The sequence below is a fragment of the Elizabethkingia argenteiflava genome, assembly GCF_009904105.1.
GTDB lineage: Bacteria > Bacteroidota > Bacteroidia > Flavobacteriales > Weeksellaceae > Elizabethkingia > Elizabethkingia argenteiflava.
In genome coordinates this window covers 12450-32421 of record NZ_JAAABJ010000641.1, presented here as the reverse complement: position 1 = coordinate 32421, position 19972 = coordinate 12450, and the positions used below count along the sequence as shown (strand labels likewise).

Genomic DNA, 19972 nt, shown 5'->3' with positions numbered 1-19972 from the left:
AACCAAACTCGATTTTGTAGTTTGGTTTTTTTTATTATATTTATTAATATTTTAATAAAACTTTAAATATTATTTTTGTTTCTGTTTTAATAAAAAGAAATTTTGTAAGACATGATAGATAGTAACGTTAAGATAAATAGAGAAAGCGAAATTCTGATTATAGAAATCAACAGACCCAAGAGTTTAAATGCTCTTAATAGTCAGACCTTGTTGGATATCAACAAAGCTATTTCTGAAGCAGAAGAAAATGCCGATGTTAAGGTGATCATCATCACAGGAAGTGGTGATAAAGCCTTTGTCGCTGGTGCAGACATCAAAGAGTTTGCAGATTATAAAGCACCGCAGGGCGAGGAGATGGCAAAAAGAGGACATACACTCGTTTTTGACAAAATAGAAAATCTAAAGAAACCTGTGATTGCTGCAATCAACGGTTTTGCTTTAGGGGGCGGTCTCGAATTGGCCTTGGCCTGTCATATTCGTTACGCATCCGAAACCTCGAAGCTAGGCCTACCAGAAGTTACCTTGGGTCTTATTCCAGGCTACGGAGGAACCCAACGTCTGCCCAAATTGGTGGGCAAAGGTTTAGCCAACGAAATCATTTTATCGGCCAAAATGATTTCTGCACAAAAAGCTAAAGAAATAGGCCTAGTGAATGAGATATTTCCCCTATCAGAACTGATGAATAAAACAAAAGAATTGGCATCGATAATTGCTAAAAATTCGCCGCTTGCTATAAGCAAAGCGATTCAATCCGTAAATGCTTCGGATACTAAAAATGGATTTGAAACGGAAATAAAATCGTTTGCTCAATTATTTGAACTGGAGGATAAAAAAGAGGGAGTCGCCGCATTTTTAGAGAAAAGAAAACCCAACTTCTCATGAGTAAAGAGATTACCAAGTTTGATATCGCCTATCTGCGTATGGCCAAAGAATGGGCAAAATTATCCTACTGCAAGAGAAAACAAGTGGGTGCTCTGATCGTGAATAACCGAACTATTATCTCTGATGGCTATAATGGTACACCTTCTGGTTTTAAAAACTGCTGCGAGGATGAAGACGGGAAAACACACTGGTATGTTTTGCACGCAGAAGCCAATGCTATTCTAAAACTGGCAAACTCTACACAAACCTGTCAGGGCGCTACGTTATATTTAACGCTATCCCCTTGTAAGGAATGTAGTAAACTAATACATCAATCGGGTATAAAGCGTTTGGTCTACATCCGCGACTATTCCGATCACGAAGGACTTAATTTTTTAAAAGAAGCAGGAATCGAAATAATACAGATACATGAAACAAAACTAGAATAAACAACTTTAAACAAAAAACACACACACATGAATGAAAAAAAAAATTGGGATACACAGATTAAAAACTTTGCAGAATATTTAAAATTTGAGAAAAATTTTTCCAGTAATACTTTAGATGCCTATATAAGGGATCTAAAAAAACTGGCGGATTTCGCTCAGGAGTTTTTACAGGGTACCCCTCCAGAAGCTATTAGTTATGATCATCTGTTAGACTTTATTCAACACCAGTCTAAGCAAGGGATTAGCGAAAGAACTCAAGCTCGATGGGTATCCTCTACAAAGGCTTTTTATAAGTATCTTATTGAAGAAGAAATGATCACGGAGAATCCTACATCATTGTTAGAAGGACCGAAATTAGGTCTATATCTTCCCGACACGCTTAGTTTTGAAGATGTAGAAAAACTTATTTCTGTCATTGACCAGACCACTACAATCGGACAAAGAAACTTTTGTATGATTGAGATCCTATATGGCTGTGGACTACGTGTATCGGAGCTGATTGATCTTAAGCTCTCCGACATTAATTTTAAAGAATCCTATATTCGGGTGGAAGGTAAAGGCAAAAAAATCAGATTGGTTCCTTTGGCTACTTACACCCAAAATGTACTTCACAACTATATTACCCATGTAAGAAATCTTATGAAAATTGCTCCAAAATGTTCGGATGTGGTTTTCCTGAACAGCCGGGGTAAGCCCCTATCGAGGGTAATGGTATTTATTATGATAAAGGAATTAGCTGAGAAAGCTGGAATTTATAAAAGTATCTCTCCACATACATTCCGACATTCTTTTGCTACTCATCTCCTTCAAAATGGTGCTGATCTTAGATTTATTCAAGAACTGTTAGGTCATTCCAGTATAACCACTACACAGGTCTATACCCACTTGGATACTGACCACTTGCGATCGGCCATTATTGATTTTCACCCTCGGAGTCGTAAATATGCTAAACAATAAATAAAAATATGCTAGATCTACGTTTCTGCCCGTGCTGCGCACAAGAGTATTTATCCTTTAATGGACAAAAAATGTATTGCTCCGCGTGTAAATTTATTTTTTATAATAATACAGCTGCTGCTGTAGCTGTAATTATTAAACATGAAAACGATATTTTGCTGACACGCAGAAACCAAAACCCCGAGATGGGGAAGCTGGATCTAGCTGGCGGATTTATAGACTTTGAAGAAACAGCAGAACAGGCCTGTAAACGTGAATTATTTGAAGAGTTACAAGTACAAATCGATGAAGGCAGATTGAAATATATCTGTAGTATTCCGAATACTTATCCTTTCAAAGGTATTGTATACCATACCATGGATCTTTTCTTTGAATATGAAGTGCGAGACAAATTTGATATTATTTTGGAAGAAGAGGAAATCGCAGAAGCCCTATGGATAAACAAATACCATATTAAATTAGAAGAGCTTGCCTTTAGCTCTCAAAGGCAATTTTTCGAAAAATACCTAACCGCATAGAATAAGGCTTATTCTTAAGCAAAACCAATAAAAGCCCTAGCTAGGGCTTTTTATTTTTTTATTGAGCCCTGGACTTCATGTATAAAATGTTCTACATTCTGCATACCATCTTGCTTTTTTGCATCCAGTAAGTATTTAAAATATTGAATCAATAAGTTTCGATCCGTAAGGGTAAGGTTAGCCTCGGGATGCTTAATCATATAAGCAGCCATAGGCATTGTTCGCTGTTGCAAAGTAGATATCGACTTCTGCAAAATACCCTTTTTCTGATCTTCATTATAGCCATACCATTCAGAATAATTCAATCTCGCTCTTCCTTCGTTAACATGATCCTTGACCGTCCAGGATATGGGAGCCACATAAGCATACCAAGGGTATTGTGTTTCATTTGAATGACAATCGTAGCAAGCCTTGCGTAAAATACTTGCAATATGTATTGGCGTTTTTTGTATATCCGCAAAATTATTTTTTCGATCTATAGGCTTTGGCTTCCTGTCCACAGGAATTAACTGAATGAGCGCAAAAACCAATACACTCCATAAAAGGATCTTTTTTAACATAAACCTAGTTTGTAAAGCCCTGATTTTGCCCTCTTTGCCACCTATTCTGTTGCTCTTTTTTATCGACTTCTTTTGATTTTCCTTCGTCTGATTTTTCCTTCATGTGATCTTCTATACTCCTGATTCCACTTCCTGAAGGCATTAAATTCTCGTCCTGTTCTTCCTGTGTTGAGGGAGGAGAAGTATCTTTTAAATCCCAATCTTCAGTTAAATTCCAAAGGGGCCTCACCGCCATTTTCTTTCTATAAAGGTATGCCTCTTCAGGTTGTGTATGGGTTTCAAAATCAGCGCCATCCCACACTCCATTTCTATTGTTATCCACTAGTATTCTAACGGAATAAGTCTGAGGCTGGAGATGATTGATTTTGATTTCGGTTTTACCTTCTACTTTTTGTTGATTAACCACCTCAAAATTGTCATTTAGCAACTGAAACCAGAAGGGGGCTTGAGGTGCATTTTTCAACTTGAACGTCAACGCTCCGTAATCCTCATTTTTGCCTATTCCAAAATTAAAAATAATAGGCTTGGAATTTTTATAATAAAAAGAAGAAACACTCTCTTTAGGGACTCTAAGGCTATATTTTTTACCTGCCATAAAAGACGCATCAACCTGAATATCAAAAGGATTACCCTCTAAGACTCTTGCTTGAAAGGGCACAGATGTGATACTATCGGTCGTAAGTTTCCACTGGCTAAAATCCACATTGTCTAATGCCATATTCGCTCCCAACCTTAGTCCGCTCTCTGGTGGAAGAACAGATCCTGATCGATTACTTAACACTAGTTCATCCTTTGGATTCACCTTATAGTAAGTAGAGGTGGTATCAATTTTCTTTTTTTCAGCATTATAATACGAGAACCTAAAGTTAAATGCAATTTCTGTAAGTTTTTCCGCTTTAGGGTTTATCCAGATAAAGGCAGAGTCCGATTTAGGTTTATGTCTTATTTTATAATCCGAAAGGGTATTCCCCAAGGTATGAAGCTGGAGACTGTCTGGTTTTCCCTCAAAGATCAGGTTTACCCCGCCGGGGATCATTTTTGCCTCTACATATCTAAATTTCTTCTTGGGAGAGGAGAGCAGCAAACGTAAGCCTTTCATGTTTTGATCCAGATGCAAGGGCTCTGATAAAAAAGCAATTTTCTCTTTTCCAGGATCATAAATATTGTTCATATTATCATCCTGAAAAGCGATAAGGTTATAATCTCCCGCCGCAAGATAGGTCAGCTCAAAATAACCATCAGCATCCACCTGCCCAATATAATAAGGCTTTTCCCGGTAATCCTTTACTCCTTTTTGATATAGACCTACCACAGTAGGCTTAGTATTCTCATTACTTGCAAGTTCTTTATTTTTATTTTTTGGTTTTAAGATATCGTCGACATAACCACTGACATACAAACTATCAATCTTTTCCCCAGTTGAAAAAACAAAATTATAATAGGGGAGTATATTCCCTTCGTTATTATCGGCAATACTGTTCCCAAAATTAAAGCTATAGGTGGTATTGGCCTTAAGAGTGTCTTCCCATTGTATCAAGATATATTTATTGGCCATAGAAGAGGGAATGGTCTTCTTTATTTTTTTTATAGGGGGAGAGATGATGAGCTGTTTAGCAGCATCTTTTAATATTATATATTCATCGAAATTAATTCTTAACTCCTTTAGGCTGGTTGGCACATTTGTAGCCATAGAATCTGGCTTTGATGATAATACTCGAGGGGGTGTTTTATCCATTTTGCCACCCTCAGGCTCTCCTACTCTAGCACAGGAAAACATCAGGAGCATACACCACAAAAAGAAGAGATTTCTCATAGGGGCAAATTTAACGAATTTTTATTCGCTCACATAAGAAAGGTTTCTCATTGCCGAGGGGATTCTCGCGAGCTCTCTATAAAGAATCTCTTTTTCAATCGGAAAATCTTCAAATAAACAAGATAAAGCCACTGTGGAATAAACACGAGGAGAATACTTATTGCCAATAGCAATGATAGTGGTTTTAGATTTTAGCAAGTGTACAAATACCGCGTTGGAGCCATGCCACCATCCGTTATGGTAAGTCAATGTCTCTCCATTAACAAATTGCTTCATTCTGAAGCCTATACCATAATTATTAACCCCGGATTTTTCATTCGAGTAAGCTTGAAAGATAAGATTTTTAAGAGGGGGTGTTAAAAAATCTTTAGAAAATAAGGCTTTAGAAAATTTATAGAGATCACGTGGTGTGGTATAAACATTCTTATCTCCATAGACGAGATCTAAATAATCCAAAGGATACTTTTTTCCATTGTTATAAAAAGATTGTGAGGCCGTAGGAATATCCTTTTGCTGAAAAATAAAACTGTGCTTCATCTTCAAAGGTTTAAAAACTATTTCCTGCATCGCCTCAGGAAAAGGCATTTGAGTAAGCTTCTCCACCACCAATGCTAACAAAGCATAATTGGTATTACAATACATAAAACCTGTATTGGGCTTTCGCGCTAATTCTGGCTTATTTTTTATAATAAAATCTAATATAAAGCGATTGGTTATATAATGCTCTCTGGAAACTTGAGCCTTTTCTAAGAAATGTTCATATTTAGGTAAACCACTACGTTGTTTAAGAAGCATTTCAACAGTGATATCTGGATAAGGAAAACCTCGAAATAAGGAGCTCAGGGGCTGATCAAGCTTCAATCTGCCGGCTTCTATTAGTTTCATAACCGCCATAGCCGTAATGGGTTTACTTACAGAAGCTACGTGTAAGCCCACATTTTTCTCTATAGGTAGTGCAGTATCTTCTCGTGCAATTCCTCTGTACTTTTCATATAAAATCTCATCTCCTTTAGCTACTAAAATCCCTCCACTGAGATTTCCACGCTCCCATACGTATCGATAATACTCATCTATGGCTTGTATAATCGCTGGTTTATTTTCTATTCTTGAATCTTGAGGTGTAAAGACTTTACTCAAATCAACATTACTATAATTGGGGAGTGTCTCGATACTCTGTCCATCTCCTTTTTTAGACTGTATGCGTCGGTGATCGCTTTTACAAGCTATACAATTTGCAACCAGTAAAACCAAAAAGAAAGCGCTATATCTTGTCATAAATATCCTTTAATTAATAAGAACGGTAAATTATATATTTAATTGTAATATCTTATTCACAATAAACTGTGCTAATTTAATTTTACTTTGAACGGTCCAACCAGCAATATGAGGGGTCACAATTACTTTATCTGAATCTAGAAGGTAATTAAGGTCTTTATTTTCAATCGCTTGCACATTCTCAAAAGAGGCATTTTCATATTCCAACACATCTAAACAAGCCGCTTTTACCTTGCCAGATTTCAATCCTCTAACGAGAGCAGCTGTGTTCACATTTTTCCCCCTGGCTGTATTGACCAGATAAAAATTTTTCTTCATGTCCTGAATAAAGGCTTCATCTATCAAATAGTGGGTTTTAGGGGTTTGGGGAGTATGTAAACTTATAATATCAGCTTCCTGCTGTAAAGTCTCCAAGTCCACCTGCTGAGCATATTCATCTCCCAGTCCGGGCAGAATATCATAAAAAATAACTTTTTTTACTCCAAAACCTGCCAATCTTTTCGCTACTGCTTTACCCATATTCCCATAACCGATGATTCCGAAAGTTTTCCCCATAAGCTCATCCCCACGATTTTCTTCTCGTAACCAAATACCTCTCTTGACTTGTTCAGAAGCAATAAATAAACGGTTCATTAATATAAGAAGCATCCCCAGTACGTGTTCTGCAACGGAGTCTCTATTCCCCTCAGGAGAGTTGATCAAGTTGATTCCCAGTGCTGTAGCCGTCTCAATATCTATATTTTCCATGCCTGCACCTACGCGGGCCACAAACTTCAATTTCTTAGCAGCTTTTAAAATTTGCTGATCAATGGGAATACGACTGCGAAGAATAATCCCCTTATAAAGATGTATTTTTAATCTTATCTCCTCATAAGATGAAGTATAATCCTCTTCCACCTTAAAGCCTGCGGCTAAAAGTTGATCGACGATAAGGGGGTGGTTTTTATCAAGTAAAAGTATTAAAGGTTGAGACATCTAAAAAATCTTTTTTTTAATTAACACCAGCAATAAGAGAATCTAAACTATAGCCGAGGAGAAAAAGTAGTGTTAATAATCTCCTCTTGCTATACACTTAAACTCTCTCTTAGGCTTCTCCAGCGAAAAGTTTTTTTAGTTCTATAGATTCTGTAGGTTTCATCCTGCCCGATAGGATCAGACTGAGCTCTTTTCTTCTCAAAGCAGCTTTATAGCGCTCTTGTTCTTCTTGAGTTTCCGGTTGAAGTTCGGCTACCGGAACGGGCTTATTAAATTGATCTACGGCGACAAAAGTATAGATCCCAGTATTGGTATGTATCTTTTTCCTATGAATAGGATCGTCCAACCACACATCCACATATACTTCCATAGAAGTGGAAAAGGCACGCGATACTTTAGATTCTAAGACCACTACACTTCCCTCTGGGATAGGTTCATTAAAGGAAACATGATTTACCGAAGCCGTTACCACTCTTCTTTCACTATGTCGGGAGGCAGATATGGAAGCACACCTATCCATTCGAGATAGTAATTCTCCTCCGAAAAGATTGCGCAAAGAGTTGGTCTCATTGGGCAATACGATATTGGTCATTAAAGTTAATGACTCTGACGCTTTTTTTTTCTTCTTCATTCTTTCTTTACTTTTTTAAATTCGAGTGCTGGCTTGCTTTATGTAGTGAATCGTGTTTTAGGCTATCTTTTTTTTGCGGGACTGCTACCTGTTGCTTTTTAAGAGGTAACACTTTGTTTGTAATTACTTTGATCTTATTAGGAACTTCCCTTAAAAATGAAACTTTCCCAAAGATTTGCTTTCTATTGTTTATTCCTAAATAGACAATTCCCGCTATCAATATGATCAAGAACAAAACCCATAATAAAGACTTATAAAGCCTATATTCAGAAGGCGCATTGACCCCTGTACTTTTTTTAATCCGTGTGATCTTAGAAAGTGGAATCTCCTCAAGACCATAAAAAGCGCTATCAGAAATTTCTTCTTCTGGAATGAAAACAATATCTTCTCCCCTCTTTACCCAACTCCCCAGGCCTTGGACCTCCACCTGCTCACCTAAGAATAACTTTTTTAACCATGCATGAGCATAATGAGTATAGGTGTTCTCTACATTTTTTTTATCTGCTAAAAATACAATTTCTTGTTTAGGAGGGAGTATTTTGCCCTTTTTTTCATCCACCTCTGCATGCTTAATAAGCAGACTCAATGTACCTAAGCCCGAAAGTTCTACCTTCTTGTGGTTTTGTAAATCGTGTATGATTTGCTGTGCAATATTCATGATGGGCAAATTTATTATTTTATTACAGGATAGCAAAAAAGGATATAAAAAATAAAAATCTTTAATATAAGTTTCCCTCTATTCCTCTAGATTACTGATTCTGAATGTACAACATTTTTTCACTCACACAAAATTACTATTTAATCTATAAGATTAATCATCTGAGATAAAATTTATCTCAAATGATCATAGACAATTTATCCCCCCTAACATAAGCTATATACTGGGGGCCATAAAAACCTTTCTGTAATTTAAATACATTTTGGGGTATCTTATACAAAAAACTTCACACAAAACTATTCTAAAATAGAAATGTACCACCATTAAAAAGAGCGATATACCCCTTTTTTAGTGCGATTATATTAGACTGTAAGCAATTACTAAAATATAGAATGTTCACCCAAGAGCAATAAAAATGGCCAAGCTGAAATGTGCTAGTAAGTATCCTCAAGGGAGCAATCTCCAATTTCATCAAAATTTTTTAAACTCTGATTAGGGGGCTTCCAGCCCCTATAAGGGGTTTTAACGTTATCATTTTTCTGTAAAGCATGATTAATCTCCAGAGAAATTCAGATAAGAATTAATAAAATTTTAAGGCTATTCCAGCTAATAAATTAGTTCCTGCCTGTGCATAATAATATGGTCCTACATAACCGTTGTTCGTATATTTATAATTGAATAAATTATTAACCAACAAACTACAGTCTATCTCAATTTTTCCTACGACCACATGATAACTCGCTATAAAATCTGATAAATAATAGGGTTTTAACTTTTGTTCTGCCGATTGTGAGTTATCTAAATATTGAGATCCCACTTTCTTATTCACCCAGGAGAGTTGCAAATCTTTTATAGGTAAATAATTCAAAGTAATATTGCCCATAAAACTAGGTGAAAATGAGATATTGGTAGTTCCTAAATTTTTAATCTCGCCCTTTGAAATGTTAACAATATAGTTTCTATTTTTATTCTGACTAAAGCTAACATTCATCAAGGCATTAAATTTTTCGGTAAAAACATAGCTTCCCCCCAGTTCAAGCCCAACACGATAGCTGTTCGGTATATTCTGACGTAAGGCTGCCCCTACATCATTGAGTGTTCCCGTAAGAATCAACTGATCTTTATATAGCATATAATAAGTGTTCGCGGAGAGCGATAAATCACCAAAATCTTTATTATATCCCCACTCAAAATCATGCAGAATTTCTGGTCTCACGTCTGGATTATTCAAGATGTCACCGCGGGCAGGCTCTCGATGAGCCTGAGCATAGGAGAGATAAAATGTCCCCTCCTTCAAAGAGTAGTTAACCCCTAACTTAGGGTTAAAAAACATATATTTTTCATTAAAAAACGGGGTTTCTCCTGCACTAGCCTTTATAATATTGGAATGGTAATGAATATTGCGAAGTTGTAAGTCGGCAAATATTTGAAGTTTGCCCAACCGATATAAAGCCTTGGCATAACTAGAAGCCTCATTCTTAGTAGCCTTATTTCTATAGTACTCATAAGGTAAAGCAATATCAGCAACATACTGAGCCTTTATGACTTGACCATAATGTCTGCCCTCATACTGATTTACAATTAATCCAAAATTAAGATCCCAACGACGAAAGCGCCCGTTTAACTCTGAGACCAGACCATAGAAATCATTATCCAGCCATTTTCTGCGAATCACATCAGCTTTGGAAATGGTGTCGCTACCCTTTATAAAAGGCGATATCCCATATTTACTGAGTTTTTCATTGGATTTATAATTTTCATAATAGCCTAAACCACGGGTGTAGTAAAGCGTTGTATTGAAATTCCACTGATCACTAAAACGCTGTTGCCATAGCCAGTGGTAATGTCTTTGTTGATAATTATCGGTTTCATTATCATAAAACCCTGTCACCTTCCCCTGTTTATCATAGATCTCACCCGCGGTATTGTATCGAGGATTACGCTGATATTGCTCCCTGGAGAGGCCCTGCCAAGCCTGATAAGTTTTTTCTTTTCCTCCGAAACTTTGAAATCTGATTTTAGTATTTCCGGCTTGATAAAGAACTAAAAAATTATAGGAGCTGAGATCCGAAGCTGCACGATCAATATAACCATCTGATTTAATAATCGAATAGCGTCCCATCCAAGATAATTTACCCTCCATAAGACTGCCTGTACCTATTTCAAAAGAATGTTTATGGGTACTAAATGAACCTACAGAATTTTGTGTAGAAAAATATGCTCGTTTTTCGGGGTCGCGGGTGATAATATTTAGACTTGCCCCAAAAGATGCGGTACCATTGGAAGAAGTTCCTACACCACGCTGAATAATAACATGAGAAGCAGAAGAGGTAACATCGGCCATATTTACAAAAAAACTGCTTTGAGATTCACTATCATTATAAGGAACCCCATTCAGCATAACATTAATACGACTACCATCAACCCCCCGAATTCTAAGACTGGTATAACCTATCGCATTCCCTGCATCTGAAGTAGACTCTACGCCTGTTTCATTCTTTAACAAATAAGGTAAATCCTGCCCCAGATTCTTTCTTTGAATCTTTTTTTCTATCTTAATCACCTGGGTGGTAATGGGCAGTTTCTTTACCACCTTCACCTCATCAATTTCGTAAATACTGTCTTTTTGTTGCTGAGCAAAACTAAATACAGCCGGACTAAAGACGGATAAAAAAAATATTCCTTTCATTCTAATATAATTAAAGAATAAAAGGATGCATCAATACGGGCTAAAGCCTTTGTACACTTAAATTCCCTTGGCAGCATAACCTGCCCAGGTTCAGAGGGTATCTTCTCAGCCCATTAAGGCACCCCTTTTTAAACATTACAAAGCTAAAACAAAAAATATTATTTTTTAATAAGAATAGGAATAAATATTAGAACGCTTATCCATAAAGAAATATCGGCGTCCATCTTTGCTGACCTCAAATAAATGAGCCTCCTTCCAAGAGAGATTTTTTTTAATGTCCTCATACTTAAAATCTATCACAATATTATTATGCTTATCGATTACACCGTATTTATTATTTCGGATAGCGATAATCATCGGGTCATCAATATCCTCAGAATCCATTACGTATAAATATTGATATTGAGCCGGAATATAAACCTGTGAGGTATCGGCCAAACCTAAACCATCCTTTTTTGCCAATCCATAATGTCCGGTCATATCCTCATAGGTGATATAAGCGGGAATTTGAACCTCTGTTATACACCGTCCCAAATCATAAGCCCTATATCGATATACGATCTTCCCTTCACGATTAATTCTATAAGCAACACCATTAATCTCCACTGTAGCATAGTCCATAGAACCAAACTTTCTTAATCTATGATCGGCCGCTTGTAACAAGTTACAGTCCTCTTTAAAAAACAGCGCTAAATCAAATTTTTGTGGAATAACTACCTTTCGAAAAATATTTATATATCCAAATTTACCATTTTTAAAAAAGGGTATTAATTCTGGTATAGGCTTATCAGGAGGCATCGTTTTTTCGACTGGAAAACCTCCAATTTCTTTTGCGGGCCCTGCATATACCCATAAGAAACTTGCCACAGTGAATAGTGAAGAGAAAAACTTATTCATTATGCCTTTTATTAATAGAAACTTATTCGACACTTTTATGTATTGATAGGATTTTATAATTTATAAATTTCTAGCCACTCCAAAAATAATAATTACACCCAAGAGAATCACAATCGTTTTCTGACTGAACCAGAGACTTCTTAATTTGGGAAACTTTGCGGCTCCAGCTGGAGATTGCACTAACCAACCCATAGCCAAATAGGCAAGTCCCATTACAAACAAGGCATTATAAGAAAATGCCAACTTCAAATTTCCATGTAACAACGCATGTAATGCCCGCTGGCTACCACAACCTGGGCAATCATAACCCGTGATCTGCCTGAAAGGACATTTCCAAAAAAAATCATTATTCTCTGGATTATAGCGATAGAAAACATAAATGCTTACCCCTAACAGCAACAGCATCGATAATCTAAACATAAAACGATCTTTAAAAATTAGTCTCATCTCTTGTTCACAATAAATATCTATATACCAAGTTGTTGCCAAAACCGCTCATTCTCCTTTATAATAAAGGCTAAGAGTGCTATTTGGGTGGTAAATATAGTAAAAAATAGACTTTTTTTATTATATTTATAAGCATTCTAAATTATATATCCTCTAAAAGACAATATATAATTCGTAATTTTGTGTGCTCTCAACTTTTAAAATAAAGACGAGTTGAGGGTGTTAACGTATAAAAAACTTTTAGCATATGACCTTTGATTTGGATATGATCAAAAGCGTTTATTCTGATTTTGAAAATAGAGTAAATGCAGCAAGAGCGTTTATGGGAAGGCCTCTCACCTATTCAGAGAAAATTTTATGTTCCCACTTATTTTCAACGCAAACTCCCGCATCTTTCAAGCGCGGTGAATCTTACGTAGATTTTGCTCCGGATAGAGTTGCCATGCAGGATGCTACCGCACAAATGGCTTTATTGCAATTTATGCAAGCAGGCAAGAAAAAAGTAGCTGTACCTTCTACTGTACACGCAGACCACCTTATCCAGGCAAGAGTTGGAGCAGACAAAGATCTTCAGCAAGCTGAAAGTAAAAATAATGAAGTTTATCAATTTCTTCAATCCGTTTCTAATAAATATGGTATTGGCTTTTGGAAGCCAGGTGCGGGTATTATTCACCAAGTTGTTTTAGAAAATTATGCTTTCCCAGGAGGGATGATGATCGGAACCGACTCCCACACTCCAAATGCTGGAGGTTTAGGTATGATCGCCATTGGCGTAGGCGGTGCAGATGCGGTAGATGTAATGGCGGGTATGCCATGGGAACTTAAATTCCCGAAGATGATCGGAATCAAACTCACGGGTAAATTAAGCGGATGGTGCTCTCCTAAAGATGTTATTCTAAAAGTTGCGGGGATATTGACCGTAAAAGGAGGTACAGGAGCTATTGTTGAATATTTTGGAGAGGGAGCAGAATCTCTTTCGTGTACTGGAAAAGGAACCATCTGTAACATGGGTGCAGAGATTGGCGCTACTACCTCCATCTTTGCTTTTGACAGCAATATGGCTAAATACCTAAAAGCTACTGGTAGAGAAGATGTAGCTACCGGAGCAGAAGCCATTGCCCATCACCTAAGAGCTGACCAAGAGGTATACAATGATCCTGCTCAATACTACGATCAACTTATCGAAATCAATCTAGATGAATTAGAACCTGCATTAAACGGTCCTTTTACCCCGGATCTCTATACGCCTATATCCAAAATCAAAGAGATTGCTCAGAAAAATGGATGGCCTACAAAAGTGGAAGTGGGGCTGATAGGCTCTTGCACCAACTCTTCTTATGAAGATATCTCAAGAGCCGCTTCAATTGCCAATCAGGCCATCGAAAAAGGATTAGTTGCCGCGGCAGAATACACCATTACTCCGGGGTCCGAATTGGTACGCTACACGGTAGAAAGAGATGGACTTTTAGATACTTTCTCTAAAATTGGAGGTAAGGTGTTTGCAAATGCATGCGGCCCTTGTATCGGCCAATGGGCACGCGAAGGATCAGAAAAACAAGAGAAAAATACAATTGTTCACTCTTTTAACAGAAACTTTTCAAAAAGAGCTGATGGCAACCCTAATACCTATGCCTTTGTAGGCTCCCCTGAAATTGTAACAGCACTTGCCATAGCCGGAAGATTAGATTTTGACCCACGAAAAGATAAACTGATCAATAAAGAAGGAGAGGAAGTAATACTAGATGAACCACAAGGATATGAACTCCCACTTAAAGGTTTTGATGTAGAAGATGCGGGATATATAGCCCCTGCTAAGGATGGTTCCTCAGTGAATGTGATGGTATCTCCGGATTCTGATCGCCTTCAACTATTAGAAGAATTTAAGCCATGGGATGGTAAAAATATAACAGGAGCCAAATTATTAATTAAAGCTTTTGGCAAATGTACTACCGACCATATTTCTATGGCAGGACCTTGGTTAAAATATAGAGGTCACCTCGATAACATTTCTAACAATATGTTAATCGGTGCCGTAAATGCCTACAGTATGGAAACCAATAAGGTTAAAAATCAATTAACGGGTGAATTTATGGAAGTTCCCGCTTCTGCGAGAACTTACAAAGCTTCCAATGTGCCCACCATTGTAGTAGGCGATGAAAATTATGGAGAAGGCTCTTCCAGAGAGCACGCCGCCATGGAACCTAGACATTTGGGTGTAAGAGCAGTACTGGTAAAATCTTTCGCCCGTATTCATGAAACCAACCTCAAAAAGCAGGGTATGTTAGCTTTAACATTTGCTAACAAGGATGACTATGATAAAATTATGGAAGACGACACCTTCAATTTCTTAGATTTAGATCAATTTGCTCCGGAAAAAGCCCTACAAATAGAGATCGTACATGCAGATGGATCCAAAGATATTATTTTGGCAAATCATACTTATAACGCAGGACAAATTGGATGGTTTAAAGCAGGATCTGCTCTGAATCTCATCAAACAACAAGGATCATAAGTCTCTATTTCTGGTTGACCCATGCCCTGTATACTACTAAAGCTGTCTCTTAAGAGACAGTTTTTTTTAATCAAAAAATCCAATTTACATTAGAAAATAACGATTTATGTCTTAACATCTTCAGTATCTCATCCTCATATAAGTTTTAAATTGATAAAGAAAAAACGCCGTTAATATCTTAATTAAATTTATGCTGTTTTATTGCAAATTTTTTAAAATTCTTTTGTAACTTGCAATAAAACAGTTTTTTATAAAAAAACACACATGTGAAAATATATTAACAAAATAATGTAAATCTAAATTTTTTCTACGCCATTCAAGATTCAATAATTAAAGCACTTCTTACAATGATGAAAAAAACAAAGCCTTCTGTATTCAAATCAACAATCATAAATGCAAAATGTTATTTTTAGCAAACTAACTTTAACGTTATCGTACAAACTGACTGCTAAACACTCAAAAATATCCTTTTGTACAATACATGCATTTAAAGACACCCCCTATATATAATTTTTTGTCTCTCTTTGAAAAGATAAGTCTATGTTTAATTGGGTTTTATCCTCTATTTAGGAAAGCCTATACGATTATTAAAGCGCCATACCCATATAAGGTAAAAACACATAAGAAAAAGAATGTACGGCTTCTATGAGCTATACTCTACAAGTAAAGCACAAAAATTAAAATATTATAAATTCAAATTATGCAAAGGTCTCATCTTATATTTGCAGGGATTATATCGTTTAGTGTTTCTACCTTTGCACAACAACGGGATACACCTGATATTCCGCAAATATTCAATAATACAGATAAAGAAATACAGCACGTTCATATCACAAAAATTCAAAAACCCGTAGAGTACAAACCTGATCGCACAATCATTAATTTATCGGGTCAGCCTCACCTCTCCTCGGGTTCAACACTAGAAGGAATCAAACAACTCCCGGGAATTTTGGTCAGCGATATGGCCGGGATTATCTATCAGGGCAAGCAACTGTCAATATATATGGATGGTCAACCCCTCAATATTTCGAGAAATGAATTAATTTCCTTTCTGGAAGGTATGCCTGCCAACTCTATAGATAAAATAGAAGTCATCACCCAACCCGGTGCCGAATTTCCAGCTACAGCAGGCCAAGCTATCCTTAATATTATAACCCATCACAGCGCTAAAAACTACCTAACAGCCACTTATTCTACCAATTATAGATTTTCAAATTACGATAAATTTAGAAATACGCTCAATAACAATATCGCCCTCAGCTCTAGAAACAAATGGATGGGATGGCAATTAACTGCAGGACATAGCTACCGCGAATCTTTTAGAATTTCACAAGCGGATGATATTTTAAACAGTTTCTATGATCGTTATCTACGCGGGTATTTTACCAAACTATACTTGCGTTTTAATATAGGAAAAGACCTTCTATTATTGAATTATAATTTTAACCCGTCTCATGACAAAAACGACATACAGGCTTCCGGCATACAAATAGTGAATAAAGTAGCCGATATTTTTCAAGATACCGGAAATAGTAAAAATCTAAGTTACCGTCACGAAGGGGTAGTAAACTATCAGAAAAAGTTTAACAATCCTGATCAAAAGCTGGATGTTACCTTCAGCTATACCAATTATAGAAATCAATTTAGACAATCCTCTTATTTTACATCTCCTAATCATTCAACTTTTGTTTATCCAGAAAATAAAGTCTATCAAAATATTTACAACTTCAAGGTAGACTATACTCAACCTATACCTATTTTAGATGGAGGAAAAATAAATTTGGGGGGAACATATGAAAAGCTAGATTATAAAACCCTAAAGGCATCATTAAAGAATCTAGACTATCACCGACAGAGTACATCAATGTATAGCGAAGTGATATCAAAATATAAAAATTTTGATTTCACGGCAGGCATACGCGCAGAAAGCTATGATATTTATGGTACCACGGTACTAAAAAAAGAAGGAACATCTGAAAAGCTCCCAGCTTTAAAAAAGAGTAAGCTATTTCCAAATGCCCGTATACAATATAATTTTACACAAGCTATCAAGCTTAACCTCAATTACAGTAAAAAAATAAGCCTTCCCGATATCTCTTTTTTAAACCCTAATAATATAAACTATCAGGGATCCAATGTAGACTTTATAGGAAATCCTTTCTTAAGCCCTACTTTATATGATAATATAGAAGCAAAAATGAGCGTCTTCGATTATGCTTTTATTAGCTACAATTTAGGGAGAATAAAAAATCAGGCTGTCGAGTATGTAAAAAGAGAGGGAGATAAAATTTTATATACTAATACGAATATTGATCGTCTAAAACAGCATAATTTAAATATAGGGGTTCCTTTATCACTGATGTTGTTCACTCACTCTTTACATGAAATTATGAAGCTCAACTTTAATCCTGACAAAGTTAACTTCATCTATATTTATGGTGGATACCAATTTCAGAAAATACAAAATATAACACCTTCAGACGGCTTATGGAATTTTAATGTGACCGGACACTTTATTTTACCTAAAAATATTCGACTCATAGCGTCTTACAGCTATATCACCAAAGGAAATTACTATTACTTCAAACCCATTTTCCCTATTAACAACAATTTAAACTTTACATTATCAAAAAAACTTAATCGTGATAAATTGACAATTGCTCTTTTCGTCAACGATATTTTTAACCGCAATAGAATGTCTTTTCGCACCACTAATGAAACACCTGGCGTTATATTACATGATAAATATGATACCAGAAATTTTGGTCTTTCTATCAATTATAAAGTACCCACCAAAAATAAATTAGCAAAAGAAGAAGATTATCTTCCACATACAGAGACTAAAAATAACAACATTCGCTTAAAATATTAATTTTTCATACTGTATTTATTAAATAAAAGATAATTTTACTATCTTTCGCCCATAATACAAAAGAAAAATGAAATATCACCTAGACGATAAAAATAAGCAAATTCTGGAAATTCTTCAACAAGACGCAAAATTATCGGTTAAAGAAATTGCTTCCCGTATACAACTTTCATTTACACCTACTTATGAGCGCATAAAAAATATGGAAGAGTCGGGTATTATCAGTAAATACGTCGCTTTAATAGACCGCCAGAAAATAGGTTTAAAAGTAGCGGCCTACTGTAATGTGACTTTAAAAGAGCAATCCAAACAAGCCTTGATGAAATTTGAAGAAGCTATAAAAGATATTCCAGAAATCGTAGAGACCATTAGTGTCTCCGGAAATTATGATTATATGCTAAAGGTTGTGGCTACCGATATTGATAGCTACAATAAATTTATTATCAATACCATTTCCAACCTCCCCAACATCGGACAATACCACAGCAGTATCGTCATGACAGAGATTAAAAAAGAAACCGCGTTTAAAATCCCCAATTCAGAGGATTTCTATTGAAAAATCTTATTAAAAATCTTATAAAAATTTTCTTTTATCTTTTCTGTAGCTAAGTTGCCCATACTTCCTATATGCGTGTGTGCAAGCGAATCATGAGGATGGAATTGATCCCGCTCAATTTCAATACCAATTTTTTTATAGGCTTCTCGAAATGCCATACCAGATAATACTTCACGATTTACAGCCTCCACACTAAATAGATATTTGTATTTTTCATCTTGCAGAATATTTTCTTTTATCATAATATGTTGTAGCATAAAATCTAATATTTGGAGACAATTTTTAAGATTATCAATCTCTGGAAACAAAATTTCTTTGGTGAGCTGATAATCCCTATGATACCCCGAGGGTAAATTATTTATCAACAGGCTAAGCTCATTGGGTAAAGCCTGTATTTTTGAAGCTTTTGCCCTCACCAATTCAAAAACATCCGGATTTTTTTTATGAGGCATAATAGAACTTCCTGTAGTAAGAGACTCTGGAAAACTTATAAATCCAAAATTCTGATTCATATATAAACATACATCGTATGAAAATTTACCCAAGGTGGCTGCTAGATTTGCCAAGGCCATCGCTACAATTTTTTCCACCTTTCCTCGGGTCATCTGTGCATAAACCACATTGTAGTTAAGTGTCTTAAAGCCTAATTTTTCAGTAGTAAATTCTCGATCGATCGGAAAAGAAGATCCAAATCCGGCTGCTGATCCTAAAGGATTTTTATTACATACACGATAGGCGGCCAAGAGCAATTCTAAATCATCTGTTAAAGACTCTGCATAAGCTCCAAACCAGAGCCCAAAAGATGAAGGCATCGCCAACTGAAAATGTGTATATCCGGGCATTAGATGATGACGATGCTGTTCACTAAGCCCCTGCAATCTCTTAAACAACTGCTCTGAGAAAATGGCTATTTTTCTAATTTCATCTTTTAAATAAAGCTTTATCGCGACCAAAACCTGATCATTACGAGAGCGCGCACTGTGGATTTTTTTTCCTACCTCACCTACGCTTTGTGTCAGCTCAAATTCTATCTGAGAGTGTATATCCTCTATTCCAGGTGCTATAGAGAAATCATCTTCTTTAACTTTCTTCAACATCTGCAATAGCGCCGTTTTCAAAACTGTCCATTCGGCTAGTGTAAGTAGCCCTATCTGAGATAACATCTCAGCATGGGCTAAACTCCCTCTAATATCATACTCTGCCAATTGTAGGTCAAAATTACGATCACTACCGATAGTAAAAGCTTCAATAATCTTAGCATATTCCTTTTCTGAAGATTTTATATTTTTATCCCAAAGTTTCATA

General features: G+C 36.1%; 17 protein-coding genes. 7 read left to right on the top strand and 10 right to left on the bottom strand.

The window, feature by feature from the left end:
- Positions 1 to 111 precede the first annotated feature (111 nt).
- From GNY06_RS11770 to GNY06_RS11755, 4 genes are read left to right on the top strand one after another with little or no spacing between them, the layout of a single operon-like run.
- Entirely contained in the window at positions 112 to 882 is a 771-nt protein-coding gene (locus tag GNY06_RS11770; RefSeq protein WP_166520248.1) for an enoyl-CoA hydratase/isomerase family protein, read from the top strand.
- Positions 879 to 1310 (top strand): deoxycytidylate deaminase, encoded by a 432-nt coding sequence (locus tag GNY06_RS11765; RefSeq protein ID WP_166520247.1) that lies wholly within the window; start codon positions 879 to 881, stop codon positions 1308 to 1310. The genes GNY06_RS11770 and GNY06_RS11765 overlap by 4 nt, the downstream gene beginning before the upstream one ends.
- Positions 1311 to 1337: 27 nt before the next feature.
- A complete protein-coding gene (gene xerD, locus GNY06_RS11760) occupies positions 1338 to 2267 on the top strand; it encodes a site-specific tyrosine recombinase XerD (protein ID WP_166520246.1) in 930 nt (309 codons plus the stop codon).
- Between the two features lie 8 nt (positions 2268 to 2275).
- A complete protein-coding gene (locus GNY06_RS11755; RefSeq protein WP_166520245.1) occupies positions 2276 to 2785 on the top strand; it encodes an NUDIX hydrolase in 510 nt (169 codons plus the stop codon).
- A gap of 50 nt (positions 2786 to 2835) precedes the next feature.
- Here GNY06_RS11755 and GNY06_RS11750 read toward each other — a convergent pair whose 3' ends face one another.
- The 9 genes from GNY06_RS11750 to GNY06_RS11710 all read right to left on the bottom strand — a co-directional run bounded on the left by GNY06_RS11750 (position 2836) and on the right by GNY06_RS11710 (position 12703).
- Entirely contained in the window at positions 2836 to 3345 is a 510-nt protein-coding gene (locus tag GNY06_RS11750; protein ID WP_166520244.1) for a heme-binding domain-containing protein, read from the bottom strand.
- A 4-nt stretch (positions 3346 to 3349) separates the two neighbouring features.
- Complete coding sequence (locus tag GNY06_RS11745) at positions 3350 to 5158, bottom strand: Ig-like domain-containing domain (RefSeq protein WP_166520243.1); 1809 nt, start codon at positions 5156 to 5158, stop codon at positions 3350 to 3352.
- A 21-nt stretch (positions 5159 to 5179) separates the two neighbouring features.
- On the bottom strand, positions 5180 to 6433 hold the full coding sequence (locus tag GNY06_RS11740; protein WP_166520242.1) for a serine hydrolase domain-containing protein: 1254 nt from the start codon (positions 6431 to 6433) through the stop codon (positions 5180 to 5182).
- A 30-nt stretch (positions 6434 to 6463) separates the two neighbouring features.
- Positions 6464 to 7408, bottom strand: a complete 945-nt coding sequence (locus GNY06_RS11735) for a 2-hydroxyacid dehydrogenase (protein ID WP_166520241.1) — start codon at positions 7406 to 7408, stop codon at positions 6464 to 6466.
- A gap of 109 nt (positions 7409 to 7517) precedes the next feature.
- Positions 7518 to 8039 carry an acyl-CoA thioesterase gene (locus GNY06_RS11730; protein ID WP_166520240.1) on the bottom strand — a complete coding sequence of 174 codons (522 nt, stop codon included), beginning with the start codon at positions 8037 to 8039 and terminating at the stop codon, positions 7518 to 7520.
- Positions 8040 to 8046: 7 nt separating this feature from the next.
- On the bottom strand, positions 8047 to 8697 hold the full coding sequence (locus GNY06_RS11725; protein WP_176590027.1) for a hypothetical protein: 651 nt from the start codon (positions 8695 to 8697) through the stop codon (positions 8047 to 8049).
- 580 nt (positions 8698 to 9277) lie between these two features.
- Positions 9278 to 11386, bottom strand: a complete 2109-nt coding sequence (locus tag GNY06_RS11720) for a TonB-dependent receptor (RefSeq protein WP_166520239.1) — start codon at positions 11384 to 11386, stop codon at positions 9278 to 9280.
- Between the two features lie 165 nt (positions 11387 to 11551).
- Positions 11552 to 12283, bottom strand: coding sequence for a WG repeat-containing protein (locus tag GNY06_RS11715; protein ID WP_244614429.1), 732 nt, complete (start codon positions 12281 to 12283; stop codon positions 11552 to 11554).
- 60 nt (positions 12284 to 12343) lie between these two features.
- Positions 12344 to 12703 carry a DUF2752 domain-containing protein gene (locus GNY06_RS11710; RefSeq protein WP_244614428.1) on the bottom strand — a complete coding sequence of 120 codons (360 nt, stop codon included), beginning with the start codon at positions 12701 to 12703 and terminating at the stop codon, positions 12344 to 12346.
- A gap of 274 nt (positions 12704 to 12977) precedes the next feature.
- Between GNY06_RS11710 and GNY06_RS11705 the strand changes: the two genes are divergently transcribed.
- The 3 genes from GNY06_RS11705 (at position 12978) to GNY06_RS11695 (ending at position 18667) form a co-directional block, all read left to right on the top strand.
- A complete protein-coding gene (locus GNY06_RS11705) occupies positions 12978 to 15242 on the top strand; it encodes an aconitate hydratase (RefSeq protein WP_166520237.1) in 2265 nt (754 codons plus the stop codon).
- A 700-nt stretch (positions 15243 to 15942) separates the two neighbouring features.
- Positions 15943 to 18114 carry an outer membrane beta-barrel family protein gene (locus GNY06_RS11700; RefSeq protein WP_166520236.1) on the top strand — a complete coding sequence of 724 codons (2172 nt, stop codon included), beginning with the start codon at positions 15943 to 15945 and terminating at the stop codon, positions 18112 to 18114.
- A 67-nt stretch (positions 18115 to 18181) separates the two neighbouring features.
- Entirely contained in the window at positions 18182 to 18667 is a 486-nt protein-coding gene (locus tag GNY06_RS11695; protein WP_166520235.1) for an Lrp/AsnC family transcriptional regulator, read from the top strand.
- Here the strand turns inward: GNY06_RS11695 and argH are convergent.
- Positions 18661 to 19971 carry an argininosuccinate lyase gene (gene argH, locus GNY06_RS11690; protein ID WP_166520234.1) on the bottom strand — a complete coding sequence of 437 codons (1311 nt, stop codon included), beginning with the start codon at positions 19969 to 19971 and terminating at the stop codon, positions 18661 to 18663. The two genes, GNY06_RS11695 and argH, sit on opposite strands and share 7 nt — an antisense overlap.
- Position 19972: the final 1 nt, after the last annotated feature.